This window comes from Noviherbaspirillum massiliense JC206, from assembly GCF_000312045.1.
In the GTDB taxonomy this organism is placed as follows: Bacteria; Pseudomonadota; Gammaproteobacteria; order Burkholderiales; family Burkholderiaceae_D; genus Noviherbaspirillum; species Noviherbaspirillum massiliense.
Genome location: NZ_HE978634.1, coordinates 394,268 through 420,064, shown reverse-complemented (window position 1 = coordinate 420,064; position 25,797 = coordinate 394,268). Strand labels below are relative to the sequence as shown.

General features: G+C 61.2%; 28 protein-coding genes, 1 tRNA gene and 1 other RNA gene. 16 read left to right on the top strand and 14 right to left on the bottom strand.

Annotated features, from left to right (window positions below; translation table 11 throughout):
* Positions 1-20: 20 nt before the first annotated feature.
* From folE2 to HGHM_RS02130, 3 genes are all read right to left on the bottom strand, one after another.
* Positions 21-815: a GTP cyclohydrolase FolE2 gene (gene folE2 / locus HGHM_RS02140; RefSeq protein WP_019139856.1), complete on the bottom strand. Its 795-nt coding sequence runs from the start codon at positions 813-815 to the stop codon at positions 21-23.
* Positions 816-878: 63 nt separating this feature from the next.
* Positions 879-1,574: an RNA polymerase sigma factor gene (locus HGHM_RS02135; protein WP_019139855.1), complete on the bottom strand. Its 696-nt coding sequence runs from the start codon at positions 1,572-1,574 to the stop codon at positions 879-881.
* A gap of 175 nt (positions 1,575-1,749) precedes the next feature.
* Positions 1,750-2,670: a LysR family transcriptional regulator gene (locus HGHM_RS02130; protein ID WP_019139854.1), complete on the bottom strand. Its 921-nt coding sequence runs from the start codon at positions 2,668-2,670 to the stop codon at positions 1,750-1,752.
* 65 nt (positions 2,671-2,735) lie between these two features.
* On the opposite strand from HGHM_RS02130, the gene HGHM_RS20385 reads away from it, so the two are divergent.
* Positions 2,736-3,962, top strand: coding sequence for a YbfB/YjiJ family MFS transporter (locus HGHM_RS20385; protein WP_081583513.1), 1,227 nt, complete (start codon positions 2,736-2,738; stop codon positions 3,960-3,962).
* Positions 3,955-4,572 (top strand): carboxymuconolactone decarboxylase family protein, encoded by a 618-nt coding sequence (locus HGHM_RS02120; RefSeq protein ID WP_019139851.1) that lies wholly within the window; start codon positions 3,955-3,957, stop codon positions 4,570-4,572. The genes HGHM_RS20385 and HGHM_RS02120 overlap by 8 nt, the downstream gene beginning before the upstream one ends.
* Positions 4,573-4,747: 175 nt before the next feature.
* On the opposite strand, the gene HGHM_RS02115 is transcribed toward HGHM_RS02120, so the two are convergent.
* The 3 genes from HGHM_RS02115 to HGHM_RS02105 all read right to left on the bottom strand — a co-directional run bounded on the left by HGHM_RS02115 (position 4,748) and on the right by HGHM_RS02105 (position 6,891).
* Positions 4,748-5,098 (bottom strand): DUF3703 domain-containing protein, encoded by a 351-nt coding sequence (locus HGHM_RS02115; protein WP_019139850.1) that lies wholly within the window; start codon positions 5,096-5,098, stop codon positions 4,748-4,750.
* Positions 5,099-5,160: 62 nt separating this feature from the next.
* Positions 5,161-6,414: a cytochrome-c peroxidase gene (locus tag HGHM_RS02110; RefSeq protein ID WP_026075624.1), complete on the bottom strand. Its 1,254-nt coding sequence runs from the start codon at positions 6,412-6,414 to the stop codon at positions 5,161-5,163.
* 12 nt (positions 6,415-6,426) lie between these two features.
* A complete protein-coding gene (locus HGHM_RS02105; protein ID WP_019139848.1) occupies positions 6,427-6,891 on the bottom strand; it encodes a FixH family protein in 465 nt (154 codons plus the stop codon).
* A gap of 39 nt (positions 6,892-6,930) precedes the next feature.
* On the opposite strand from HGHM_RS02105, the gene HGHM_RS22995 reads away from it, so the two are divergent.
* Complete coding sequence (locus HGHM_RS22995) at positions 6,931-7,071, top strand: hypothetical protein (RefSeq protein WP_154652073.1); 141 nt, start codon at positions 6,931-6,933, stop codon at positions 7,069-7,071.
* Between the two features lie 236 nt (positions 7,072-7,307).
* On the opposite strand, the gene HGHM_RS02095 is transcribed toward HGHM_RS22995, so the two are convergent.
* Both HGHM_RS02095 and HGHM_RS02090 read right to left on the bottom strand, forming a co-directional pair.
* Positions 7,308-8,090 (bottom strand): helix-turn-helix transcriptional regulator, encoded by a 783-nt coding sequence (locus HGHM_RS02095; protein ID WP_019139846.1) that lies wholly within the window; start codon positions 8,088-8,090, stop codon positions 7,308-7,310.
* Between the two features lie 405 nt (positions 8,091-8,495).
* A tRNA-Ser gene (locus HGHM_RS02090) sits at positions 8,496-8,586 on the bottom strand.
* A 198-nt stretch (positions 8,587-8,784) separates the two neighbouring features.
* On the opposite strand from HGHM_RS02090, the gene ssrA reads away from it, so the two are divergent.
* The 3 genes from ssrA (at position 8,785) to HGHM_RS02080 (ending at position 10,044) form a co-directional block, all read left to right on the top strand.
* Positions 8,785-9,161, top strand: a transfer-messenger RNA (tmRNA) gene (ssrA, locus tag HGHM_RS22535).
* A gap of 195 nt (positions 9,162-9,356) precedes the next feature.
* Entirely contained in the window at positions 9,357-9,608 is a 252-nt protein-coding gene (locus HGHM_RS02085; protein WP_019139845.1) for a YkvA family protein, read from the top strand.
* Positions 9,609-9,765: 157 nt separating this feature from the next.
* The gene (locus tag HGHM_RS02080; RefSeq protein WP_019139844.1) at positions 9,766-10,044 is read left to right on the top strand and encodes a hypothetical protein; all 279 of its coding nucleotides are present in this window, start codon (positions 9,766-9,768) and stop codon (positions 10,042-10,044) included.
* A 97-nt stretch (positions 10,045-10,141) separates the two neighbouring features.
* On the opposite strand, the gene HGHM_RS02075 is transcribed toward HGHM_RS02080, so the two are convergent.
* The 4 genes from HGHM_RS02075 to HGHM_RS02060 all read right to left on the bottom strand — a co-directional run bounded on the left by HGHM_RS02075 (position 10,142) and on the right by HGHM_RS02060 (position 13,369).
* A complete protein-coding gene (locus tag HGHM_RS02075; protein WP_019139843.1) occupies positions 10,142-10,819 on the bottom strand; it encodes an SOS response-associated peptidase in 678 nt (225 codons plus the stop codon).
* Between the two features lie 361 nt (positions 10,820-11,180).
* Positions 11,181-11,630 carry a hypothetical protein gene (locus HGHM_RS22905; RefSeq protein ID WP_019139842.1) on the bottom strand — a complete coding sequence of 150 codons (450 nt, stop codon included), beginning with the start codon at positions 11,628-11,630 and terminating at the stop codon, positions 11,181-11,183.
* Between the two features lie 142 nt (positions 11,631-11,772).
* Positions 11,773-12,120: a c-type cytochrome gene (locus HGHM_RS02065; RefSeq protein WP_019139841.1), complete on the bottom strand. Its 348-nt coding sequence runs from the start codon at positions 12,118-12,120 to the stop codon at positions 11,773-11,775.
* Positions 12,107-13,369 (bottom strand): PQQ-dependent sugar dehydrogenase, encoded by a 1,263-nt coding sequence (locus HGHM_RS02060; protein ID WP_019139840.1) that lies wholly within the window; start codon positions 13,367-13,369, stop codon positions 12,107-12,109. The genes HGHM_RS02065 and HGHM_RS02060 overlap by 14 nt, the downstream gene beginning before the upstream one ends.
* A 339-nt stretch (positions 13,370-13,708) precedes the next feature.
* Between HGHM_RS02060 and HGHM_RS22990 the strand changes: the two genes are divergently transcribed.
* The 8 genes from HGHM_RS22990 (at position 13,709) to HGHM_RS02015 (ending at position 22,021) form a co-directional block, all read left to right on the top strand.
* The gene (locus HGHM_RS22990; protein WP_019139839.1) at positions 13,709-13,870 is read left to right on the top strand and encodes a hypothetical protein; all 162 of its coding nucleotides are present in this window, start codon (positions 13,709-13,711) and stop codon (positions 13,868-13,870) included.
* On the top strand, positions 13,870-16,143 hold the full coding sequence (locus HGHM_RS22115) for a S8 family peptidase (RefSeq protein ID WP_019139838.1): 2,274 nt from the start codon (positions 13,870-13,872) through the stop codon (positions 16,141-16,143). The genes HGHM_RS22990 and HGHM_RS22115 overlap by 1 nt, the downstream gene beginning before the upstream one ends.
* Before the next feature lie 124 nt (positions 16,144-16,267).
* Positions 16,268-17,527, top strand: a complete 1,260-nt coding sequence (locus HGHM_RS22110; protein ID WP_019139837.1) for a GGDEF domain-containing protein — start codon at positions 16,268-16,270, stop codon at positions 17,525-17,527.
* Between the two features lie 31 nt (positions 17,528-17,558).
* Positions 17,559-17,954 carry a gamma-glutamylcyclotransferase family protein gene (locus tag HGHM_RS02035; RefSeq protein WP_019139836.1) on the top strand — a complete coding sequence of 132 codons (396 nt, stop codon included), beginning with the start codon at positions 17,559-17,561 and terminating at the stop codon, positions 17,952-17,954.
* Between the two features lie 95 nt (positions 17,955-18,049).
* On the top strand, positions 18,050-19,783 hold the full coding sequence (gene argS / locus HGHM_RS02030; protein ID WP_019139835.1) for an arginine--tRNA ligase: 1,734 nt from the start codon (positions 18,050-18,052) through the stop codon (positions 19,781-19,783).
* On the top strand, positions 19,783-20,418 hold the full coding sequence (locus HGHM_RS02025; RefSeq protein WP_019139834.1) for an SPOR domain-containing protein: 636 nt from the start codon (positions 19,783-19,785) through the stop codon (positions 20,416-20,418). Before argS ends, HGHM_RS02025 begins: the two co-directional genes overlap by 1 nt.
* A gap of 12 nt (positions 20,419-20,430) precedes the next feature.
* Positions 20,431-21,117 (top strand): thiol:disulfide interchange protein DsbA/DsbL, encoded by a 687-nt coding sequence (locus HGHM_RS02020; protein WP_019139833.1) that lies wholly within the window; start codon positions 20,431-20,433, stop codon positions 21,115-21,117.
* Between the two features lie 85 nt (positions 21,118-21,202).
* Entirely contained in the window at positions 21,203-22,021 is an 819-nt protein-coding gene (locus tag HGHM_RS02015; RefSeq protein ID WP_019139832.1) for a helical backbone metal receptor, read from the top strand.
* Between the two features lie 26 nt (positions 22,022-22,047).
* On the opposite strand, the gene HGHM_RS02010 is transcribed toward HGHM_RS02015, so the two are convergent.
* Together HGHM_RS02010 and HGHM_RS02005 are read right to left on the bottom strand one after the other, a co-directional pair.
* Positions 22,048-22,449, bottom strand: coding sequence for a hypothetical protein (locus HGHM_RS02010; RefSeq protein ID WP_019139831.1), 402 nt, complete (start codon positions 22,447-22,449; stop codon positions 22,048-22,050).
* A gap of 242 nt (positions 22,450-22,691) precedes the next feature.
* Complete coding sequence (locus HGHM_RS02005) at positions 22,692-23,756, bottom strand: MBL fold metallo-hydrolase (protein WP_019139830.1); 1,065 nt, start codon at positions 23,754-23,756, stop codon at positions 22,692-22,694.
* Positions 23,757-23,888: 132 nt separating this feature from the next.
* Here HGHM_RS02005 and HGHM_RS02000 point away from each other — a divergent pair, with 132 nt between their 5' ends.
* Entirely contained in the window at positions 23,889-24,350 is a 462-nt protein-coding gene (locus HGHM_RS02000; RefSeq protein WP_019139829.1) for a MerR family transcriptional regulator, read from the top strand.
* Between the two features lie 124 nt (positions 24,351-24,474).
* On the top strand, positions 24,475-25,659 hold the full coding sequence (locus HGHM_RS01995; RefSeq protein WP_019139828.1) for an isovaleryl-CoA dehydrogenase: 1,185 nt from the start codon (positions 24,475-24,477) through the stop codon (positions 25,657-25,659).
* The last annotated feature ends 138 nt before the right edge of the window (positions 25,660-25,797 follow it).

Below are 25,797 nucleotides of genomic sequence, written 5' to 3'. Positions count from 1 at the left end.
CTGATAGCGAGATCGGCCGTTCACGCTTCCCGGGCAATGCGGGCAAAGGCCGAGTGGTTGTGGATCGATTCGAAATTCTCCGCTTCCACCACATACGCAAGCACGCGCTTATCCCGGTTCAGCGCCAGCGCCGCGTCGCGCACCAGGTCTTCCACGAATTTCGGATTGTCATAGGCACGCTCGGTCACGTATTTCTCATCCGCGCGCTTGAGCAATCCATACACCTCGCAGGACGCGCTTTGCTCGGCGATGGCGATCAGCTCCTCGATCTCCATCGCGACGCCCAGCCGGGCCTCGATCGTGATGTGCGAGCGCTGGTTGTGGGCGCCGTAGCGGGATATCTCCTTCGAGCACGGGCACAGGCTGGTCGCCGCGACCGTCACTTGCATGCTGAATGCGTACTCCCCCGAAGGGGCTCTGCTGGCGCGCCAGCACACCTCGTGATCCAGCATGCCCTGCACGCCGGATACCGGCGCGGCCTTATTGACGAAATAGGGAAACCGCATCTCGATGGCGCCGCTGTGCGCATCCAGCCGTTCCAGCATGGCGAACAGCATTGCCCGGAATCGTTCCTGGTCCAGCGGCGCGTCCTGCGCCTCGAGCGCTTCGATGAAGCGCGACATGTGCGTGCCTTTGGCGGCGGCGGGCAAGCCCACAGTCATCGTGAATGTGCCAATGGTGGCAACCGTCCTGCAACGGCTTCGGATCGACACCGGATAGCGCAGCTCTTTCACGCCGACTGCGTCGATGTGGATGTTGCGCCTGTCAGGTTGCGACTGGATGTCGGGTAGCGCGAGTCTCTCGGGCGCATTCATGCTGGTCCTCCCGGTTTTGATGGATATGGTTGGCCGGCGCGGCAAGGCACTCGGCCGAAGGAATCAGGAATCGCCCGCCTGCATGGAATCGAGCCGCGCCAGGACGCCCGCGACGATGCGGTCGCAGCGTGCGCCGGCAAAGGAAAAGGCATCTGCAAAGGCGAAGTCGACTTCGCTCAGCAAGGCTTCCCGCAGCAAGGCGCGGGCGCGGAAGAAGCGTGTGCGCACCGTGTTTTCGGGAATCGACAGGCAGGTGGCGACTTCCTCCACCGTCATCTCTTCCAGCGCGCGCAGCACGAACACGGTGCGGAAGGCTTCCGGAAGATCGTCGATCTTTCGCTCCAGAATGCGGCGCATTTCGGCGCGCACCGCAGACTGCTCCGGCTGTTCGGATGGGGTTTCAGTCATGGCTTCTTCCGTTGTCTCGATGCCTGTCGGGGAATCGTTCAATCGGATCACCTCGGCCCTGCGGCTGCTCTTGCGCGCGCGCGCAATCGCTTCATTGACCACGATGCGCGTCAGCCAGGTCGACAGCTTCGCATCGCCCCGGAATTTGTCGATGCCGCGATAAGCCAGCAGATACGCATCCTGGACCACATCCTCGGCCTCCGCATCGTCTTTCAGAATGCTGCGCGCGGTGCGATAGAGGCTCTGGTTATGGCGCCGCATCAGCAGCACGAAGGCTTGCTGGTCGCCTGCTGCGATCCTGGAAGCGAGTTCCGTATCGGACATGCCTGCCGTGGCCGCCTGTTGAGTCATTGAGTGCATGACCATCGTCCTTGTGCATTGTTTTCACGACATTAGATGAAACGGCAAACGGGCGCGTTCCCGCGTCAGCGAGGCCCAGGAACAGAATGGCGTTCGTGATGATAGACGTCGGTCAGGCATCGACCGTACGAGCACCAGATGGTTTCCGCATTGCAGCTTCTGCGGCTTATGCAACTCTGCTCTTTGCGACCGGGGAGCGCTCCGGGAGGGCGGCCGGCAACGGCGATTCAGCCTGCACTAAGTTGATCAGCCCCTCCAGGGCGAGAGAAGGTTCGCCGCGCCAGACGAGATGGGTCCGGTTTGCGGAAATGCGCTTGGGCAGCGCATGCTGGTTCACCTTTTCCGTGGCATGCAATGCCACCAGCACGGATTTGGGAACGATGGCAAATCCCGTCCCGGCGGCGACGCAGGCAATCATGCCCTGGTAGGACGAAAACTCGAGCGCGCGTGCAGGCAGGACATTTTCGCCGCCCAGCCAGTCTTCGAGCCGCTTGCGGTAGGAACATCCGTGCGCGAACGCAATCATCGTGCTGCGCCCCAGGTCCTTGGCCGTTCGCACCTTTTCAACGTGTTTCGAGGTAATGAGGACCAGTTCCTCGCGGAATACAGGCAGGGTGGCAAGTCCCGTGGGGGTGAAGGGTTCGGAAACGAACGCCGCTTCGATCTCGAAATTCAGAACCCGGTTGATGAGAGCGCCCGTCGTCCCGGTAACCAGTTCCACGACGACGCCCGGATTTTCGGCATGGTAGCGTGACAGGATCGGCGCCAGCCGGCTCCCGGCGGTGCTTTCCAGAGAACCGAGGCGGAATGCCCCATGCGGTCGTCCGGTGCGCAATTCGTTGACGGCTTCGTCGGCAAGACGAAGCAGCCGCACGGAATAATTCAGCAGCGTGCGGCCTTCCGCGGACAGGCTGAGCATGCGGCCCTCCCGCCGGAACAGGCGGACGCCGAGGTATTCTTCGAGTTGCCTGATCCGGGTGGTCACGTTGGAAGGCACGCGGTGCAGCCTGTCCGCGGCCCGGACCACGCCACCTTCCTCGACCACGGCGCGGAAGATCGCCAGGGATTCCAAGTCGATTGTTCTCATATCGAGAATCGTAGTTCACATTTATTCATTTGTCAGCAAACTCGGCTTGCGTTGTAATAAGGTCCATGATGACTTCGATCTCCTCCCCCAATGCCCGGTCGCTCCCCTTGGCTGCAGTGATTTGCTGCGCTGCACTGCTTTCCCTGGCCGTGGCCATGGGCATCGGGCGGTTCGCCTTCACCCCGCTATTTCCATTGATGGTTCGGGACGGACAGCTCAACAGCGAAGGCGGCGCTTGGCTTGCGGCAAGCAATTACCTCGGCTACTTGCTGGGAGCCTTGTTCGCCGCCCGGGTGCGCCTGCGGCCGGCGACTCTCCTGGCGCTGAGCCTGCTCTGCACGGTCGTCGTGACGGCGGCGGTAGGCTGGACGGCTTCGCTGCCGGTCTGGGCCTTGCTGCGCTTTGTGGCCGGCGTGCTGAGCGCATGGGCACTGGTTGCGACGAGTGCATGGGGTTTGGGCTGGCTGGCCTTTCTTGGGCGGCCACATCTTGCCGGAGTGATCTTTGCCGGCGTCGGCACCGGCATTGCGGCGGTCGGCGTCTTCTGCGTCATCCAGGCGCGGCCCGACGTCTCTGCCGACAGGATGTGGGTTGAACTCGCTGTCCTGGCGGCAGTCGCGGCACTTGTTCCCTTGCTCGTGGGCCGGCGGCTTCCCAATCCCGGCACTCCGGCCACGGCAGAGATTGTGCAAGACGCAGCGGGAAACGCGCCCGGCAACACGGCCGGCCTGGTTGCCTGCTACAGCCTGTTTGGATTCGGCTACATTCTTCCCGCCACCTATTTGCCGGTTCTTGCACGACAACTAGTGGACGACCCGAAAGTATTCGGCTGGGCCTGGCCAGTGTTTGGCATTGCAGCAGCGCTGTCGACAATCCTGGTTTCCTGGGGGCTGAAAAAGGCCAATCGCGTGCAGGTGTGGGCAACATCCCATCTATTGATGGCGGCCGGCGTATTGCTGCCGGCCATCTGGGTGTCCCTCCCCAGCATCGTGATCGCCGCATTGCTGGTAGGCGGAACCTTCATGGTCATCACCATGGTCGCCATGCAGGAAGGACGGATACGAGCGAAGGGACAGGCCACCGGCATCCTGGCCCGCATGACTGCCGGTTTTGCCCTGGGCCAGCTTATGGGCCCGGTCGTCTCCGCCGCCATCGGGCGTCTGACGGCCGATTTTTCTGCGGCCCTGACCTATGCCCTGGAGCTTGCCGCCGTCGGTTTAATCATCAGCGCCATCTACCTGTGGCGCGAGGAACATCATCAACACTTCATCAAGGAGCATCGGCATGGATAACCCGACACCCGTCACGGCCGCACCGCAAGGATTCGGCCCATCGCAATCGGAGCGCTTGCCGGTTCCCGAGCGCAGCGCCATGAGCGACGCCCAGCGCGCAGCGGCGGACGCCATCATCAATGGCCCGCGCAAGGCCATCTTCGGCCCCTTCGTTCCCCTGTTGCAGACCCCGGCCATCATGGAACATATCGGCAACACCGGCGCAGCCTTGCGCTTCGGCGGCACGCTGTCCGATCGCGTCCGGGAACTCGCCATCTGCATCGTGGCACGGGAAACGCACAACCAGTTCGAATGGCAAACCCACGCCCCGCTGGCCATCAAGGCAGGTGTCCCGCCCGACGCCATCGATGCGCTCGCCGCTGGCCGGCATCCGCGCAGCCTCGAAGGCGATGAAGCGTGCATATTCGATTTTGTGAACGAATTGATGCGGCGGCATGGCGTCAGCGATGAAACTTATGCCGACGCTGCTTCGCGCTTTGGAGAGGCGGGCACGGTGGAGCTCACCGCCCTGGTCGGCTACTTTGTCATGGTCTGCTGGATCATGAACGTGGCTCGCACGCCGGGACCAAGCGAGGCCAAAGCGCCGGGCTTGTCGGCGTTTCCGCGATAAATCTCATCTGGCAAGGCATATCGAATCACCCAACGTATTGCGATTGGGAAAATGCAAATAAAAAGGCCTCCCATCGGAGGCCTTTTTCATTCTTTGGGGTGCTGGCAGTTCGCCATGAATCCGTTTCTGCAGGATATTCAAGGTATCAGTGAATTTCCAAAGCAGAGGACTCAGCTCATCTCTGGTCCCACTTGATGATCGCCGCAAGATCATGATCGATCGGCAGGCGCGCAAACATGCTGATGTTCGTGCCTCCGGTATTGCCAGTCGGGACCACTCCCACGGCTGAGCCCAATGCTCCCAGAATGATCCGGATCGCTTGTCCCAAACTTTCAGCAAGCGAATGGCGTTTGAACGCAATGCAGAGCATGGCCCAATGGGAGCGGACATGCGGCACGACATGGTTCTGCCCCAGCACGTGGGCCCGTTCCAGATGCCGCATTGCGCCATCCAGGCGCCCTGCATCAATCAGACGCCACGCTGCGGTCATTTCCGCCTCGAACGCGAGCATCAATTCAGTCTTCATGGTGAGATTTCTTCCAAAGAGTTATGTAAGGGAAAAGCGCATGGGCCTTGCATCGCCCCAGTTCATTTTCGCTGGGCCCGTTCAACGACGGGGCCGGACAGGGTGCCGAGAAACGCGACCAGATCCCGCACTTCGGCTTCAGACAGCTGGACTGGCTTGAGTTCGCTGTGTCCGGTCGCTGCCGCAGGCGCCTTGCTGTAGTGCCGAACCACATCGGCCAGCGTGGCGAGCTGGCCGGCATGCATATAGGGCGCACGCAAGGCGACATTGCGCAGGCTTGGCGTCTTGAATGCGCCTTCCGTGGCATGGTCGTCAGCGGCGAGAAAGCGCAGCTCTTCGCATTGCTCCGGCCTGGCATCGCTGAAGCGGCCAAGGCAATTGAATTCATCGCTGCGCACCTTCGCAATGGCGGCAAGGCGGCCATGATCCGGCTGCCCGGCCTCGCGCGGGGCAATGCCGGTATTGTGAAAATGCTGGTCCGTCAACAGCGGGCCGTTATGGCAAGTGATGCACTGGCCCTTCCCAATGAAAATTCGCAGTCCGTTCTTTTCCACTGCATTGAGGATTCGGGATGCTTCCGCATCGCGCCTGACCACACCTTCGATATACCGGTCCATGCGTGACTCACCGTACTCCAGTGTCTTCTGATAAGCCGCAAGTGCCTTGCCCATGTTGGCGAACACTCGCGACACTTCCCGGCGCGCATCTTCGCTCATCGTGCTCCAGGCGAGTTGTTGCGCTGGCGTTCCCAGCGGGCTTGCCGCTTTGGGCATCCGGCTCAAGTCCGGCATGGCGCCGAAGATCGATTCATATTCAGCCCGATAATGCGCCTTGAGAAGATGCGCATAAGCCAGACGATTGCCGCCATGTTCGGCCGGGTCTTCCAGGGGACCGAGAGCTTGCGACCAGAGGCTGTCCTTGCGGCCGTCCCAGAACAAAAATGGACTGTGGCCGGCCGCGACCACTGGCATGGTCCGTCGGGCACCGGTGGCTACGCCTAACCCCAAGGGCAGTCCATCCTGAAACTGCTTGCCTGGCTGATGGCAGCTCGCACAGGAGACCGCGCCGTTGCTGCTGAAGCGGCGGTCGGAAAATATGCGCTGTCCGAGGCTCACTGCGGCCGGCGATGCCTCGTACGCGTTTGACGGATCGTTCGGCGCGGGCGGCAGTTCACGCAAGCGCATCGACGATAAAACCGCGATCTCTTCCGCATCCCATCCGTCAAAGCTCTTGATGCTGAATGGTCCTGCCAGTGCTGCGCCTGCAAGCAATGCTGCGGCCAGCAGGAAGGGCATCAGTCCTGTCTTGGGTTTCATGATCGACCGGAATCAATGCGTGGTGGAGTTGTTTGCCGCCACCTTTGAATCGGACCGCAATGGGATGATCGTATTGAAGGTGATCTCGTCCATGCCGGGCGCCGCGTCTACTGTCAGCTTGATTTCCCACCAGCCCGGCATGCTGAATTTCATGCCCTCGATGAGATAGCGGCCACCGCCGAGTTCTTTCGTGACCCTGGGTTGGGTCGGAAAGCCGTGGCCGTGCTGCGGCATGCCACCGCCGACGGCAATGCGGGCACCCGTCACCGGCTCGCCAGAGGGCGTACGCAGCTGGATTTCCCATGCGTGCATCCTGTTGATGGCAACTGGCTCGGCCAAAGGATGGATCGAGGCCTCGTACTTGTCGTGTGCGCTCGGGCGATCCAGCGACAGGTTCAGCCCGGACGGCGGGGACATGCAGGCCGTTACGGATGCGAGTGCGGCAAAGGAAAGCGGGGAAAGAAATTTTCGAAGCATGGCATTGCTCCTTCGTTGGAATGTTTCGGGAATAACGGAATGAGTAAGATGCCGGGCCAGCTCATCGTGACGCGGCCCGGCGCCGGATCAGGCATCAGCCGTCGCGCAGGTGCATTGCGAGCCGCACTGGCACTGCGGGCCGCAGGCACAGGCTTTCTGTCGGCCCTGCAAAAGCTGTGAGTCCTGGCAGCCGCAGGCGCAGCCGGCACCAGGGCAGGTGTTGCATGTGCATTCGGTCTGGATGGCGGTGTTCATGGCATTTCTCCTTTCGGATGGAAGTGAGATGCCAGTGTAGGAGGGTGGCCCCCGCCGCGACTTGAATGAAACGGCTAACTGCACAAGCCGTATGCCGAACGCCGGTGACAGGTAAGCCGGGCCAGACCGTGCGGCGGTCGCGAAGGAAAAGTGAGGTTCGGTCAGGCGCGGTGGACGCCGACTGCCGGCACGCCGAACATGCGCTTGAAGGTGCGGGAAAAATGGGCAGAGTCGGCAAAGCCGCCGGCATGCGCAGCGTGGGTCAGGCTGTTGCCCGCTGCATAGGCAGCAACTGCGACTTCGAGGCGCAGCCAGAGTACATAGGGCCGGAAGCGAATGCCGGTTTCTTCCAGAAACAGATGGCGGAAGCGTTCGGGAGAAAGATGGACTGCGTCGGCGATCTCGGCCATCGTGACCGACTCGCCAAGCCGTTCTCGCAACGCGTCGATGGCGCGCTCGATCCGCTTGTCGAAAGGCTTGGCGGGCAAGGCCTGGAGAGAAGTGAGCTTCGCCGTCACTGCCCGGGCGCAGGCGGCAAGTTCTTCGTCGGCAGCCCGGCGTGCATAGGCGGAGGCGAGTTCTGCGGCTTCGCTGGCCAGGGTGGCAGCATCGAGTGCCGCCACGCCCTCGCGGTAGTGCGCGCGCAGCACTCTTCCCTCGCGCGACTCGGGTTCGGCGAAGATCAGCGCAACGAGTTCGCCGCGCGCTTCAAACGCATGCGATTGATGGGCAGCGACGGTGGCCGCCGCATAAGAAATCCAGTCTTCCCCGGGACGGCGGAAGCGCACCGCGCCGCCCGACAGCGAGAGCGTGGTCTGGATTGCATGATGGTCGTGGAATCCCGTTTCTTCCACCGTATGTCCGATCCAGACGCTTCCGCCGCGCCAGAACACGATCCTTCCGGTTCCGAAAGACCTGCTGCCTCCCGTTCCTGCCTCGGTCATCGTATCGCCTCTTTGATTTCGCTATTGACGCCGACATTGTCAGGATCCTTGCTTGACTCGTTCGGATTCAAGTGCCTTCTTGTGGCGAGAATAATATTGCAAGAGGCTCAGATCTCGCTATATCGGTTCACACTGGTTTGAAGATTTGAAGCGTGCAGTTGAACTGACAAAGACCGAGTGACCTATTGGTCGTTCATCGCTCGACTTCGGTTGATAGGGCAATTAGCTTGGCAAATACCGCTGTTAGATAAGAGGGCGTTAAGTTTAAGTCAACCCTTTGGACTTCAAGCATTGCAAGATTGCAGCTTCTGACCAAAGACTTGCTGACTTAAACTCCAATAGCGCAAACGAAATCTGGAGCGCAATTGGAAAAGGCCTCCGATTGGAGGCCTTCTTTTTGATTCCTGGCGGAGAGAGGGGGATTCGAACCCCCGATAGGCTATTAACCTATACACGCTTTCCAGGCGTGCGACTTAAACCACTCATCCATCTCTCCTGCAATTGCCATTCGTTATGGCGCTGCGGAACCCGGAATGATAGCAAATTTCGCCGGAAGAAGGGAAGTTTTAGTTCGGAAACCTGAGGAATTGCAAGGCGGTCATCACTCGCTGACTGCGAGCGAAATACTTTGCCTGGTCTCTTGAAACCCGGTCTCCTGTCCGCATCTATCGGCTACAATAGCTGATCTGCTTATGGGGGCGACCTGGTTTCGACAGGGGTTGCAAAGCAGCGCAGGGCATACCGAGGACCGATCACCTCGTAAATCCAACCGGAAATGCTTAAATGCAAACGATGAATCTTACGCTCTCGCAGCGTAAACCACTAGGAACCTAAGAACTTTCTAGCTCTGCACCATCTCTTCCCTGGGGTGGGCTGGTAACAGCAGCAGAGTCATATACAGGGAATCGCGTTGCGTCGGGTCACTTGGCGTAACGTTAAATTTAGGTGACTCGCCTAGACGAAGCGTGTGCGTCCGCGTCGGCTGGGTTAAAACCAATTGGCAGCACTAAGTATGTAGAACTGTCTGTAGAGTGCTTCTGGACGCGGGTTCGATTCCCGCCGCCTCCACCATCAATACCCCCAGTTTCATCCAACGCCGTCCACGTGACGGCGTTTTTCATTCCGGGCACGCACTTTTGGTCCAGCACAGCCAGAATTGGCTCTACAGTAAAAACGCGGCAGCCAAAATCGCACTACGGGGATAAGCATGGCTGGGGTATCCGCGATAGCTATATCCAGACGCTTGATGTCAGCAAGGAGTGATGAGTGAAAAAGTTTTTCTATGTCCTGTGGCGCATGAGTAAAGAAGACCTGCGCCTGTTATGGTTTGCCCTCAAGCATAAAGACCGGCCACGATGGCTGTTGCCGGCTGCCATAGGTCTCGCGCTATATGCGCTGTCCCCGTTTAACGTGGCACTTCCTCTTCTAGGCGTTATTGATGACATGGTGCTAGTGCCCTTGGCGCTGCATTTCCTGTTGAAGTTATTGCCACCGACAGTCGTGCATGGTTTCAGGTGACAGGCCGTGTGGCATTCAGAGCTAAAGCTGAATTGTTGTAACGCAATTGCCTGGCAGGCGGGGAAGACCACAAGCGCATTCAGGATCTGGCTGCAAGGGAACTGATAGCACGGCAAGCTTTCTTAGAAGAGTGGTCCTCTTTTTAAGGAAATCGTCAATGAAAAATCATGTGATTGCCGTGTCGCTTTTCGTTTCATTGGTATCGGTATCTGGCTTCGCCAGCGCCAAAGGATGTGTGAAGGGGGCCGCCGTTGGCGGCGTCGCCGGCCATGTCGCAGGCAAGCATGGCGTTGCGGGTGCTGCGGCAGGCTGTGCAATTGGTCACCATAAGGCGAATAAAAAGGCTAAGGAGGAGCAGAGCGCCCAAAACAATGCTGCTGCGCCTGCCCAATCCACGCCGTCTCAACAACCTGCGCCGACCAATAACAATAAATAACGGGGCTTCAGTACTGTAAAAAATGCCAGGACGGCTGGATTGCCGTCTTGGCTTTTTTGCGTCGAATCGGCAATTCCCTTGTATATCGATGGGACTCTCAAAGATCCGGAAGCGATTTCTGCGCGCCTGAGCGGCCAGGTTTCGGTGCCGGATGTGCAGCCAGGCGGCTGGCAGGGTATTGCGCGAAGAAGTCGGGCGCGTCTTCCACCGGGCAATGCAGCCAGCCGTCGTACTGGTCCGGGGCAAGAATGACCAGCATGCGCTTTTCATCAGTCGGCTTATGGAAGCGCTGCATCAGCGGGTGGCCATCGGCATTCACCGTCAGCATCGAGAAAGACAGGAGCGGCAAGCCGTTCGGGCCGTCCTGCTTGCGCTCCCAGATCCCGGCGATCCCCAGCGGGGAACCCTCCGCGTCCGCAATTTCCCAGCGCTCCGCTTTCCCGGTCTCGTAGCTAGGCTCGTAAAAGGAAGCGACGGGGATGATGCAGAACTGGCCGTGCTTGTAGGCGCTGCGAAAACTCGGCTTCGTGGCGATCGTCTCGGTCCGGGCATTGTAGGTTTGGCGCGCGAGCTTGAGATCTGCCCAGTGCGGGACCATCCCGAACATCCCCAGGGCGCAGGCCCGGTCTCCCATGCCGGCGTCGGCGCGCGGCAGGCGGATCAGTGGCGCCATGTAACCGGGATAGGCTTCGGCCTTATAGTCGGAATCGGGCGCAGCCACACCGAAATCCTGTTCCAGCTGTTTCCGGCTTGCGGGGCGGTAGTTCGAGCACATGGGGGGGCGATCGGTAAAAAGAAAGTTGCTTCTTTGCCCAGGATGCATATCCGAATTGCGCTGCATATATTAAGTGGCAGACCGTCAGCCCTGACCGGCGGCAGCTTTCCTATCGGCTTATTTATACAAGTGCTTCAACAGGATCGGGATGGCAGAGCGGTGAGGGGCTAAGTTGTGCCTGGTTTTATGATGAGACCTCGCCTGTGCCTGTAATGACGACTAAGAACAAGGTTTCCGGTAAATGGTTCGTTTCCCGCCGCTCACCTGGTTGTTTGAAGCCGTAGAAATCCCAAAACCCACGTAAGCAACCATGTTTACGCGGGTTTTTGTTTTGCATCTCCCGGACGCGTCGTTGTTCCGGCTATTTCGGTGCGCTCTTGTCCGGAGTTGATCCGCTGTCGCCGGAAGTGGGGCTGCCTTCGGAGCCGCCGGTCAAGGTGTTGCCCTGGCCGGTGCCGGCGGGCTTGGTGGCATCGGAGGAAGAGGCGCCGCTGGACGAACTGCCGGCCGCGCCGCTGGTTTCGCTGGTGGGCTTGTTTTCGGCGCCGCCACTCATGGTATTGGCCTGCCCGGTGCCGCTGGTGCCGGACGATGCACCGCTGCCCGTGGAGGAACCACTGGTGGCGCTGTCGGTCGGGTTGCCTTCGGAGCCGCCGGTCAAGGTATTGCCCTGGCCGGTGCCGGGCGTTTGATTGGCGTCCGGGGCAGGGGAGCCTGCGCCCGAGGATTGCTGCGCCAGTGCCGCGCCTGACATGATGGCAAGCAGTGCCAGTGCGCTGCATGATTTTCGCGTGATCAGTCTCTTCATCATCTCGGTCTCCAGTCAATGCTTCGGATATAGCGAATCACATTAGACCGGACAAGCAGGATTCGGTTGATGCCGGTCAAAGGGAAATCCATGTGAAAGCCATCTCTTGCGCCGGGCCGATGCCGAAACGCCTTGCACCCAAGCATCAAGGCGCTTTCACCGTCACTGCAATCCCGTTGTAGTAAGCGGCAAGCTGCTCGATATCCGCATCCGACAAGTTGCGTGCCATCATCGACATGACCTCATGCTTGCGCGCGCCGGACTTGAAGTCTTTCAGCGCCTTGACCAGATAAGCTTCGTTCTGGCCGGCGAGATTGGGCGCGTCCGGCGCCTTGGCCATCCCATCCATGCCGTGGCAGGCTGCGCACTGGGTCGCCTTCGACTTGCCGGCCTGACCATCCGCCGCCCAACCCGGCGCGGCATTCAGCAGCGACAGGGACAGCAGCGCTGCTGCCATCCCGTCGCGCAGGCTGCTGCGCTTATTGTCCGGCATAGGAAATCCTGTAGATGGCGCCGGCATAGTCATCCGAAACCAGCATCGAACCGTCAGGCAGTACGGCCACGTCCACCGGGCGGCCAAGGTATTCATTGGTGGGAGTGAGCCAGCCTTCGGCAAACACTTCCGCCTTGCCTGCCGTGCCATCCGATTTCACCGGCACATACATCACGCGCGCACCGATCGGCGTGGTCCTGTTCCAGGAACCATGCTCGGCGACAAAGATGCCGCCCTGGTACTTCGCCGGGAACATCTTCGCGTTATAGAAGACCATGCCGAGGTCGGCAGCATGGGCCGCCATTTCCACCTGCGGGAACACGACGTCCGCCGGCGGCTTTTCCGCCTTGTATTCCTCGGTGCGGATCTTGCCGCCGCCGTACCAGGGGAAACCGAAATTCTGGCCGGCCTTGGTTGCATGATTGACTTCTCCCGGCGGGATGTCGTCGCCCATGCCATCCACCTGGTTGTCGGTGAACCACAAGGTCTTGTCCTTCGGATTGAAATCCATGCCGACCGAATTGCGCACGCCATGCGCAAACACTTCACGGTTCTTGCCGTCGCGATCCATACGGATGATGCCCATCATGCCGACCTTGTTGTACAGGGCGAGTTTTTCCTTGGGCGGCACGTTGAAGGGATTGCCCAGGGTGATGTACAGCTTGTTGTCCGGGCCTATGCGGCAGGTGCGCGCGCCGTGGTTGAAGCTTTCTTCCTCTGTCGGTATCAGCTGGCCTTGCGGAACGACCGGCGCAGCGGCGACATCCGGACCTTCATAGAAAAATTCGGCGGCCGGAAAACTCAGCACCCGGTTATGTTCCACCACATACAGGATGCCGTCCGGAGAAAAGCAGACGCCGTTGGGCACCTTGAAGTTGATGGAAGGCGAAAACACTTTCACTTCATCGGCCACGCGGGTTTTGGTGCGGTCAGTGGCGGCCCAGACCTTCGTCTTGCGCGTGCCGACGAAGACGATGCCGGTGGATGGCCCGATCGCCATGTGGCGCGCGTCGGGCACGACTGCATACAAGTCGATCTTGAAGCCGGGCGGCAGCTTGATCTTTTGCAGATTGGCCTTCAATGCATCCGCTTTCGGACCGGTTTGGGGAATGGTCTCCAGGTTCAGCGACGTGCCGGTGCTTTTGAAGTCCTCCAGTTTCTTGAGATTGTCCTGCGCCGCGGCCGTGCCTGCGAGGGCGATGCATGCAGCAGCGACGGCGGCCGGAATCAGCCTGTGGGAATCATGCATTTCTGTCTCCTTTTCTTTTATTTGGAAGGGTGGGAAGCGCGGGCGGGAACTGCGCTCGGCCTGTCCACTAATACCGCAGTTCGCACAAGGCGATTTGCTCTACATCAGTACTGATGCGTCCGTCACGGATACATCACGTGACAGTGGTCACCGTTCTTCCTTGCCGTGCCTTTCATGCATCAGGCGCATGCGTGGCCTTCGGCATGGCGCGCAACACGCCGAATTCTTGCCGCTTCGGCATCAGGCGGCCTTTCCACATTGGCATGCTGTCGCGCTGTGGCGACTGGCTCTCGCGATTTACTCTTCAAAAAGTTTCCAAGCGAAAAATTTAAATGCACAATGGAAACGCAACTACCAATCCACAAGGGCGGGGACGAAAAGCTTCCGGGTTTCGCGACTGAGCATCGCGAGGCAGCGGGGCCGCAGCTGTCGCTGGTTCCAGCGCAGGTATCCGTGATCGCGCCGCCCTTTCTGCTCAAGAAATACCCAGACGGCATTTGATGTTCAAGCTTGATTGTTTCCGACCCAGCCTGATGGCGCTTGCGCTGGCTGCGGTCTTCAGTATTCCCGTTCATGCCGATGAAGCCGCCAACAGCGATATCGTTGTGCGCCCGGCCCAGCTGTACTTTCCCGTCGATGGCGCATACGACCCCGAGCATGTCAATTCGGCAGCCACAGTTACACCGCTCAATGCGGATTACGCCTATGCGCATCGCATCACCGGCAGAGGCGTGACGGTCGCGATCCTGGACACCGGCATCACGGCCGGCCATGACGAATTCCGGGAAGCCGGCAAGCTGCTGCGCGGCTTCAATACCCTGAACGGTTCCACCGATGTCACCGATTACGCCGGGCATGGCACGCATGTCGCCGGCATCATCGGCGCCGCGCGCGATGGCAAGGGCACGTTCGGCCTCGCATTCGATGCGCAACTCCTGCCAATCAAGGTACTTGGCGACGACGGCAAGGGTTCGACCGCTTACCTCGATGCCGGGCTGCGCTATGCCATCGGGCGCGCGTCCATCGTGAACATGAGCCTCGGCGCGGAGGCCAGATACAGCTCCGCCGCGATGCAGGAAGCAGTTGCCGCGGGCATGCTGATCGTCGCCGCCGCCGGCAACGAGAGCGCAGCCAATCCGAACTGGCCCGCGCGCTTTGCCAAGGAATCGTGGGCGAACAACCAGATCATCGCCGTCGGCGCAGTCGATGCGAACAAGCAGATCGCGCCGTATTCCAACCTGGCCGGCGATACCGCACAGTGGTACCTGGTCGCTCCCGGCACCAGCATCCTGTCCTCCTACCTGAACGGCCAGTATGCCTACATGAGCGGCACGTCGATGGCCACGCCGGTGGTAAGCGGCGCGGCGGCATTGATCAAGCAATGCTGGCCGCGGCTGAGCGCCGATCAAATCGCCAACATTCTATTCACGACCGCGACCGACCTCGGCGCGCCCGGCATCGACGCGGTGTACGGACGCGGCCTGCTGAACGTCGAAAAAGCGCTGCAGCCGATCGGCACGCTGAGCACGACGGCCTTCGACGGCTCGACCGTCAGCATCCTGCTGGGTTCTGCCCGGCCGTCGGCCGCCACCAGCCAGTTGTGGCGGCTGGCGCTGTCGGGCCGGCTGCGCGCCTTGGGGTTCGACGACTACCAGCGCGATTACTCGGTCGACCTCGGCCAGTCGGTGTCCCGGCCGCCCACCCTGTCGGTGCAGGACGTGTTCGGCTCTCTCGACCGCCGCATCGAAGTGGCGGAAACCGTGCTGCCGAACGGTGCGCAGCTGATGGCGGCCTATGAGCACGCTCTGCCGGTCGCAGGCAAGGGATATGGGTACGGCGAACGCAGTTATGCCGACCGGCTGGCGGCGTTTTCGCTGGTTTCGCAAACCGCCGATGGTGCGGAAGCGGCATTCGGCATCGGCGGCATGGCCGCGAATTATTTCGGTGCGGGCGGCCTGGAGATTGCGCAGGGCCTGGGGCTGGGCATGGTTTCCGCGTTGTCGAACCCCTATTTCAGCCTGATTCCCTCTGCCGCGCACGCCGCCGCGGCCTACAGCGCGGGCGGCATCAAGATCAAGTTCGGCATGCTCAGTTCCGGCGTGAATGAGATGCTGCAGTCGCAGGATGTTGCCTATACGCCGCCCGGCCTGCCGAGCACACGACCGAGAGCGGATTCCGCGCTGCTTGAATTGTCGCAATCCTTTGAACACGCGGCGCTGTCGATGTCCTTCCTGCAGACCAGTGAAAAAAATGCATTCCTTGGTTCGCAGTCGAGCGGCGCGCTCGCCTTGAGCCCGCATGCGACCACCAGCTCGGTGCAGCTGGCCGGCGCGCTGCTGCTGACGCCGCACTGGGCGCTGGCAGGGCAGGCAGCCTTCGGCAGCACACCGGGCAGCGCGAACCCGGGCAGCCTGATTGCGGAAATCGGTGAAACCAGGACCAACGCGTTTTCCCTGGCGCTGGTCACTTCCAACCGGATGGCGGAAGGCGACCGCTTCAGCTTCGCGCTGTCGCAGCCGATGCGCACCTATTCCGGAAGGATGGTGCTCGATACCGTGGCCAGCGTCGACGGCGAAGGCAACGCGGTGCGCGAGCGCGTGGTGCTGCCCATGGCGCCGGCCGGGCGCGAATTGCGCGCGGAATTGAATTACCAGTCGCCCCTGGACCATGATTCCTCGATCGGCACGACCTTGATGTGGCGGCACGAACCCAACAACCTGGCCGATGCGCCCCCGGAAGCGCTGCTCGCCTTGCGGTATACGAGGCAGTTCTGAGGCTTGACTCGTTGCGGTCTTCGGGAGGATCGAATCGGTAAAATGATTGCGCTGAGGAAACATTTTGCGCCGCTTGCGGGTATCATCCCAACATTGCGCAACCAATTCCTCACGCAGTGCATATATGGCCGGAACGCCGGAAATCCTGATCGCTAACGAACCTTCCCCGCCAGAGGAGGCAGCCCCTGCGCAGCCGGCTGCAGCACAGAGCGGTCAGGCGCCGGCAGACGGATTTTCCGCGCGCGTGGAAGCCGCCTTCGAGGCGGACATGGATGCAATGCAGGTCCGCCAGTTGCGGCGCTCCGGCCTGGTGGCCCTGCTCCTCTATGGCCTGTTCGCGATCAGCGATTTCATGATGATGCCTGACGCGTACTGGCAAGCCTGGAAGATCCGCATGACGGTCCTGCCACTGCTTGTTCTTGGCATCCTCGGCGGAATCCGCCTGCCTGGCAAGCTGATGCGCGAAATCATCGTATCGGTGGCCATTGTTCTCGTCGGCGTCAGTGTCGCGTGGATCGCCGGACTCAGCCGGCATCCGAACGCCGTTCACTACCATGCCGGCATCATCCTGGTGGTCTTGTTCGGCAATATTGCCCTCGGCCAGCGCTTTCGCGGCGCGTTGGTCACTTCCGTTGCGCTATCCGTCGTCTATGGCTTTTATCTGATCAGACTCAATCCAGGCGCTGCGCCAGTTCGCTTCAACAGCTGGCTGTTATTTTTTGCGGCCGCGGTGATCAGCCTGCTCGCCAATTACCAGATGAACCATGACCGGCGGCTTGCCCATCTCGCACGCGCGCGCGAGCGGGAGCGCAACGAGGAACTGAGTCATGCGGTCGAGTTGCTGCAAAAACTTTCCGCCGAAGATGCCCTGACCCAGATTGCGAACCGGCGCGAACTCGATTACCGCCTGAAGCTCGAATGGGGACGCGCCCGCCGCGAGTCGCAGCCGCTGGCGATGATCCTGATCGATGTCGACTGCTTCAAGAATTACAACGATCATTATGGCCATCCCGCCGGCGACAGCTGCCTGCAGCAGATTGCAATCGCCCTGAGCGCGGTGCCGCAGCGCTCGTCCGACCTGGTGGCGCGCTTCGGCGGCGAGGAATTCGTGGTGCTGCTGCCGGCTACTGCACTCGAGGACGCCGCGGAAGTCGCCGAGCGCATGCGCCAGGCGGTGCTGGAATTGAATATGCCGCATGCTGCCTCGACGGTGGCGCCGGTGGTGTCCGCCAGTTTCGGCGTGGCTGCGGCGCTGCCCGCGTTGCAGACCGAACCAGCGCAGTTGCTGGCCGACGCCGACGCTGCGCTATACCGGGCCAAGCTGAACGGGCGCAATCAGGTCGCCGTGCAGGTGCCCCGGGAACACCAGGCGCGGCGCGCCTGAGCCTTCCCGTCCGAGATCCTTCGCATTTCGCATGACCATCCATGTCTTCACCTACGGCTCGCTGATGTTTCCCGAAGTATGGGAGCGCGTGGTGCGTGGCCGCTATCGCTCTGCGCCGGCCAGCGTTGCCGGGCATGCGCGTTACGCCGTTGCCGGCGCGACTTATCCCGGCATGGTGCGCAATGCCGATGACCGGGTGGAGGGCATCGTGTATTTCGATGTGGCACCGGACGATGTCGCGGTGCTCGATGCATTCGAAGGCAGCGAGTACCGGCGCGACATGGTGGAAGCGGTGCTTGCCTCGGGCGCCAGCCTGTCTGCCGGCGCCTTTATTTACCTGTTGCCAGGCCGCCTGTCGGCATTGCCCTGGAATCCGGAAGCGTTTCAGCTGCACCGTTTCCTGCAAGCTTATTGCCCTGGCGCCTGAAACAGTCGATAACAAGTCCGGGGCAGGCAAGCCGGTATAATTCCGCTATTCTGCAACTTCAATCCAAGGCCGCTTGGCCGACATCCCATAACCCCATGCTCGCTTCACAAAAACAACAGATTGCCGACCTGTTCCAGGCGGCACTTGCTCCTGTCGTGGCAGGAACCGGCCTGCAACCGAATGTCGTTCTCGAACGTCCGCGCGATCCCTCGCATGGCGACATTGCCTGCAATATTGCAATGCAGCTGGCCAAGCCCCTGAAGAAGAATCCGCGCGAACTCGCGCAATCCCTCGTCACCGCGCTGCTGGCCAGCCCGGCATGCGCAGGCCTGATCGAATCCGCCGAAGTCGCCGGCCCCGGCTTCATCAATCTGCGCGTAGCCACTGCCGCCAAGCAGGCGGTCGTCCATGCCATCATGCAGCAGGGCGAGACTTACGGGAAAGGCAATATCGGCGCCGGCAAGAAGGTGATGGTGGAATTCGTGTCCGCCAACCCGACCGGCCCGCTGCATGTCGGCCACGGCCGCCAAGGTGCGCTCGGCGATGCACTGGCGGCACTGCTGCAGTCCCAGGGCTACGATGTCACGCGCGAGTTCTATTACAACGACGCCGGCGCCCAGATCGGCAACCTTGCCTATTCGGTGCAGGCGCGTGCCCGCGGCCTCAAGCCGGGCGATGTGCACTGGCCGGAATCGGCTTACAACGGCGACTACATCGCCGACATCGCCGCCGACTTCCTCGCGAAGAAAACCGTGTCCGCCAGCGACGGCGGCCCGGTGACCGCCAGCGGCGATCCCAACGACCTCGAATCGATCCGCATGTTCGCGGTCGCCTACCTGCGCCGCGAGCAGGATCTCGACCTGCAGGCCTTCGGCGTGAAGTTCGACAACTATTACCTTGAATCCTCGCTGTACCACGACGGCAAGGTGGAAGCCACGGTCGATGCGCTGGTCAAGGCCGGCAAGACCTACGAAATGGACGGCGCGCTCTGGCTGCGCACCACCGAGTACGGCGACGACAAGGACCGCGTGATGAAGAAGTCCGACGGCAGCTATACCTATTTCGTGCCGGACGTGGCTTACCACATCGCCAAGTGGCGGCGCGGCTTTGGCAAGGTCATCAACGTGCAGGGCAGCGACCACCACGGCACCATCGCGCGGGTGCGCGCCGGCCTGCAGGCAGTCGGCCTCGACATTCCCCAAGGCTATCCCGACTACGTGCTGCACAAGATGGTCACCGTCATGAAGAATGGCGAGGAAGTGAAGATTTCCAAGCGTGCCGGTTCCTATGTCACGCTGCGCGACCTGATCGAATGGTCCGCGGGCGACGCGAGAAGTGAAAGCGGCGAGCGCGACCTCACGCGCGGCCGCGACGCGGTGCGCTTCTTCCTCATCTCGCGCAAGGCCGATACCGAGTTCACCTTCGACGTCGACCTCGCGCTGTCGCAGTCGGACGAGAATCCCGTGTATTACGTGCAGTATGCACATGCCCGCATCTGCTCGGTGTTTGCGCAGTGGGGCGGCGATGAAGCGGCCCTGCAAGGCGTCGATCTTGCACCATTGACATCGCCGCGCGAGGCGACGCTCCTGGCCAAGCTCGCCGAATACCCGGAAATGCTGCAGAAAGCGCTCGACGAACTCGGCCCGCATCAGGTAGCTTTCTACCTGCGCGACCTCGCTGCCGAACTGCACAGCTACTACAACGCCGAGCGCGTGCTGGTCGACGATGAGCCGACGAAGATGGCGCGCCTGGCGCTGCTGCAGGCCACACGGCAGGTGCTGCGCAATGGCCTGGCACTGATCGGCGTCTCCACGCCGGCAAGGATGTAATGAAAGAAATGGGTTTCAAGCAAATGAAGAAGCAGCACGGCGGCACCCTCTTGGGCATCATCATCGGCCTGGTCATCGGCCTCGGCATCGCTTTGGTCGTGGCACTGGCGGTCACGAAGAATCCAATGCTGTTCCCGGTCAAGTCGGCTCGCATCGAAAAGCCGGCGGCAGCGGCGCCTGGACAGGTTTCCGATCCGAACAAGCCGCTGTATGGCAAGGCGCCACCGAAGGACTTCATCAAGGAGCCCGAGAAAACCCTGCCGCCTGCGGATGCCACAGCTGGAAAGGGCAAGGGAAATGCACAGCAGGACTTGCTCGCCGCCGTCGAAGAGCAGAAGAAGGCGAATGCCAAGCCTGATCCGAAGGAAGCGATTGGCAAGGCAGCGGGTGGCGACAACAAGTGGCAATACTTTCTGCAGGCGGGCGCCTTCCGCGAGCAGAATGATGCCGAAGCTGTTCGCGGTAAACTCGCGCTGCTGGGCGTCGATGCCCAGATCACGGAACGCCAGTCCGAAAACGGTACACTCTATCGCGTGCGGATCGGCCCCTTCGCGCAACTCGACGCCATGACCCGCGTCCGCGGCAAGCTGTCCGAAAACGGGATAGATGCCGCTGTCGTACGAACTGCTAAATAAGAAAGGAACAGTATGCGTTTGTTTCAACACCTGTTGGCCGCAGTAAGCCTGACCCTGATCGCAGCAAGCGCGAGCGCCACGCCCGCCAATCCGCAGAACGGCGTCGATTACCGCACGCTCGCCACGCCGCAGCAGACCGATTCCACCGGCAAGGTCGAAGTCATCGAATTCTTCTGGTATGCCTGCCCGCACTGCTATGCCTTCGATCCGGCGCTCAGTGACTGGGTGAAGAAGCAGGGCGACCGCATTGCCTTCAAGCGCGTACCGGTGAACTTCCGCGAGTCCTTCATCCCGCAGCAGAAAATGTTTTATGCGCTCGAAGCGATGGGCAAGCTCGATGAACTGCACAAGAAGATTTTCAATGCCATCCATGTCGAGCGCAAAAGTCTCGATACCGATGCCGCGGTCACCGATTTCGTGACCAGCCAGGGCGTGGACAAGCAAAAATTCCTGGAGCTGTACAACTCCTTCGGCGTGCAGAGCAAGGTCCGCCGCGCTACCCAGCTGCAGTCCGCCTATGAAGTCGACGGCGTGCCGCTGATCGCCATCAATGGCCGTTACCTGACATCGCCGTCGATCGTCGGCGCCAGCATGGGACGCCAGCCGGAGCCGGTGCTGCAGTCGGCCACGCTGCAGGTGATGGATGCGCTGGTGGCCAGGGCCGCAGCCGAGCGCAGCGGCGCCAAGCCCGCCAAGTAAGCCGGCGCACCTGCGCCAGGAGTCCGTCACTCGCAAGAGGACGGACTTTTTTTTTCAGCCGTGCTTTTCAACCGGAACTGAAAACATGAAGCTGCTGGATGCGATTGGTCAGGAACACCAGCCGGTGGCGCCGGGCAAGGCGCCGCGCATCGTGTCCCTGGTGCCTTCCCTTACCGAATTGCTGTGCGACCTGGGCCTCGCGCAATACCTCGTCGGCCGCACCGGGTTTTGCATTCATCCGGCTGAGGAGGTGCGCGCGATTCCGAAAGTCGGCGGCACCAAGGATGTTCGGCTCGACAAGGTTCGTGCGCTCGCGCCCACGCATCTGATCGTCAACATCGATGAAAACGAAAAGCCGACCGTCGATGCGCTGGCACAATTCGTTCCCCACATCATCGTTACCCACCCGCTCGCACCACGCGACAATCCCGGCCTGTATCGCCTGCTGGGCGGCATCTTCGGCGTGCAGGAAAGGGCCGAAGCACTGTGCGCCGAATTCGAGCGCGAGTACGCTGCGCTGCTGCAGCAGCAGTCAGTCATGCCGTCCCGGCCGCGCACCGTGCTGTACTGCATCTGGAAAGATCCGTGGATGACGATCTCGCGCAATACCTATATCGCACGCATGCTGGAGGAAATCGGCTGGCGCAATTGGGAGGCCGCAGATGCGGCCGGGTCGCCGCTGCGCTATCCAGCATTTTCCTGGTCGGATCATATGATGGACGGCATCGACACCGTGCTGCTGTCGACCGAGCCCTACCGATTTACTGAAGCACATGCCGATGCGCTGGAGCGGCAGATCGGCAAGCCGGTGCAATTGGTCGATGGCGAAATGCTGTCCTGGTACGGCAGCCGCGCCATTGAAGGTTTGCGCTATCTGCGCCGGCTGGCTGCGGAATCCGCCTGACCGCTGCTTCGAAAGCGCGGCGGGCTTTACTTCTTGCGGTTGATGCGCACCAGCAAGCGGATGAATTCGCGTGCGATGGCTTGATGATGCTCGTCGAGCCGCTGCAGGTCGGCGATCAGCTTCACATCGGCGGATTCGAAGCGGTTCGGTACGCCGCCGCCTTCCGCGCCCGCGGCTTGCTCGCCGCCAAAGCGCAGCCAGTCGGCAGGCACGCCCAGCCACTGCGCGAGAGTGCGTAATTTTTCCTGAGTGGGAATGGCTTCGCCGACGATCCATTTGCGGGCTGCGTGGACTGTGATCGGCCGTCCTTCGAAGCGAAGATTGAATTCCCTTGCTAACTGGGTGGGACTGTCGGGCGAGTATTCAGCGTTTCTTAGCGCCTGCTGAAGCCGCTGGCTAAAACCTTCTCGTTCAATGGATGGGTTCATGACCGCGCACTATTCCATGTCGCGCCGTGATAGTCAGTCTCTACCGCGGAAACTTTCGTGATTGAACTGCAAAGGCTGGTTCATGTCTTTCATGTCCTTGCTTCCAAGGCGCACATGAAAGTCGATGAAACATTCCGTTTCACAATGCTGCATCGGAAAACACCCAGAAACAACTTGGAGTTGATGGATTACCGATAGTTTCCGCTTGCAGGTAACCTTGCACTGCGCTGCAGTGCAGCTGGCTATGCGACGCTGAAGCGGATGACGCCGTCGCTGCCGGTGACGCGACGCAGTGCGCCATCCTGCCAGAGCTTGTGCAGGTGCGCGAGCGCTTCGCCGAGCGCGAAGGTGAGCTGATGGGCATCGAGCGGGCGGCGGAACATGATGGGCACGATGTCCGCTGCCGAGCGCGGTGTGCTGCAGGCGGCCAGCACTTCCGCCAGGCGTGCCTCGTGATGATCGATCAATTGCGCAATGCGCGTATGCAGGCCGCGGAAGGGCTTGCCGTGCGAAGGCAATACCAGAGTGTCTTCCGGCAAGCCGCGGAATTTTTCCAGCGAATCGAGATACAGCTTGACCGGGTTCGCTTCCGGCTCGACCGCGAACACCGAGACATTGGTGGAAATGCGTGGCAGCACCATATCCCCGGAAACCAGCACGTTCAGCTCCTCGCAGTACAGCGAGGCATGTTCCGGCGAATGGCCGAAGCCGGTGATCACGCGCCAGCCATGCCCGCCGATGCGCAGCACCTGTCCGTCCTGCATGCGCCGGTATGCTGTCGGAACCGCCGGTACCAGCGTCGGATAATAGCTGCGGCGGCCCCGCAGCTTTTCCAACATCGCCGGATCGATCAGGCCATGCTGCTGGAAATGCGGCAGCATCGCCGTGCCATCCACGCCGGGCAGGGCGGCCGACATCATGCGTGCAAAGCCGTATTCGCCGGTGGTCATACACAGCGGCGCCTGCCAGCGCTCGCACAGCCAGTGTGCCAGTCCGACATGGTCGGGATGGCAATGGGTCACGATCACCCGGCAAATCGGCAAGCCTTGCAGGCAATCCGAAAAAATGCTTTCCCACGCAGCGCGGGTCGCATCGCTCGTGATGCCGCAATCGATCACGGTCCAGCCCTTGCGCACGCCGGTATCGGTCACGAATTCATCCCGCACCAGCCACAGGTTGATATGGTCGAGCGCGAACGGCAGGCCCATGCGCAGCCACAGGAGTCCGGGCGCGACTTCATGCACAGTGCCGGGTTGCGGAAGGGTGTCGCCGAAGGGATAGGCGAGTTGCGATTCGAACGGATTCATCGGGAGGCTTTCAGGCGGTTCACAATTGCGGCGCACGGACCTACAATGCGATTGACGTTAACGTAAACTGTTCCTTCGGAATTCTAAACACAATCGGCTTTCATTGCTGAAAGACCGCGCACGCGAGACCCCATGCCGACATACACCATCACCGAACTGGCGCGCGAATTCGACATCACGCCGCGCGCCATCCGCTTCTACGAAGACCAGGGCTTGCTCAGTCCGAAACGCGAAGGCGCCGGCGGCCGCGTCCGCGTCTATGGCGCACGCGAGCGCACCCGGCTGAAGCTCACGCTGCGCGGCAAGCGCCTCGGCCTGAGCCTGGCGGAAATCAAGAACCTGGTCGACATGTATGAATCGCCGAAGGACACCAGCGCCCAGCTCAAGCGCTTCCTGCAGGTGCTGGCGCAGCAGCGCGAAACGCTGGAGCAGCAGCGCGAAGACATCGAAGTGACGCTGGCGGAAATCGCCGCGCACGAGGCCGAATGCCAGCGCCTGCTGGCCAATGGCGGCAAGACGCCAAAGGCTGGCGCCGCCAAGGCGCCGGCGCGCCGGAGCAAGGAAGGCGCGCGGGCACTGAAGGACGCGGCCTGATTGAGCCAGCTCAGCCGCGGCCGGCGCTTTACGTTTACGTAAACGGCAACTGCGGCTATGATTTTGCTTCCTTTTCCGGAATTTCCCTGAACCTAGGTGGCGCGTCCACCATTGCGAGGACCTTATGATGAATCTGCCCGGACTGAGCTTTGACCATGGCGAGGACATCGCCGCCTTGCGCGCCACCGTGCAAGAGTTCGCGCAGGCGGAAATTGCGCCGCGTGCGGCCGAGATCGACCGCAGCGACCAGTTCCCGATGGACTTGTGGAAGAAGATGGGCGACCTCGGCCTGCTTGGCGTGACCGTGGAGGAACAATACGGCGGCACCGCGATGGGTTACCTCGCGCACATCATCGCCATGGAAGAAATTTCGCGCGCGTCGGCTTCGGTTGGGTTGTCCTATGGGGCGCATTCCAACCTGTGCGTCAACCAGATCCGCCGCAATGGCACGGAAGAACAGAAAGCCCGCTACCTGCCGAAACTTGTTTCCGGCGAGTATGTCGGCGCGCTCGCCATGTCCGAGCCGAATGCCGGCTCCGATGTGGTGAGCATGCGCCTGCGCGCCGACTTCAAGGGCGACCGCTGGGTGCTGAACGGCAGCAAGATGTGGATCACCAACGGCCCGGACGCGGATGTGCTGGTGGTGTATGCGAAGAATGACCTGGAAGCCGGCCCGCGCGGCATCACGGCCTTCCTGATCGAAAAGCATTTCAAGGGCTTCTCGGTGGCGCAAAAGCTCGACAAGCTCGGCATGCGCGGCTCGCATACCGGTGAACTGGTGTTCCAGGATTGCGAGGTGCCGGCGGAAAACGTGCTTGGCGGCTTGGGCAAGGGCGTGAACGTGCTGATGTCCGGCCTCGATTATGAGCGCGCCGTTCTCTCCGGCGGACCGCTCGGCATCATGCAAGCCTGCATGGATGTGGCCGTGCCCTATGTTCACGAGCGCAAGCAGTTCGGGCAGCCGATCGGTGAATTCCAGTTGATGCAGGGCAAACTCGCCGACATGTATTCCACCATGATGGCGTGCAAGGCCTATGTGTACGCAGTCGGGCAGGCCTGCGACCGCGCAAGGACGCCGGATGCGGTACGTGCGCTGCGCAAGGACGCGGCCGGCGCGATTCTCTATTCGGCGGAAAAGGCCACCTGGATGGCGGGCGAAACCATCCAGGCGCTGGGTGGCAACGGCTACATCAACGACTATCCGGCAGGGCGCCTGTGGCGCGATGCCAAGCTGTATGAAATCGGCGCCGGCACCAGCGAAATCCGGCGCATGCTGATCGGCCGCGAACTGTTTGCCGAAACCCGCTGATGAAGCCTGCTGCCTGCATTGCCGGTGAGAAGCCTGGCAAGGCAGGCATGTTGGCGTGTGGCGCATGCGGCCGTTTACAATGGCGTTCTTTGCCTATTCCGTATTTGGATACACTGGAGCCTGACCCCGGCCGATGAC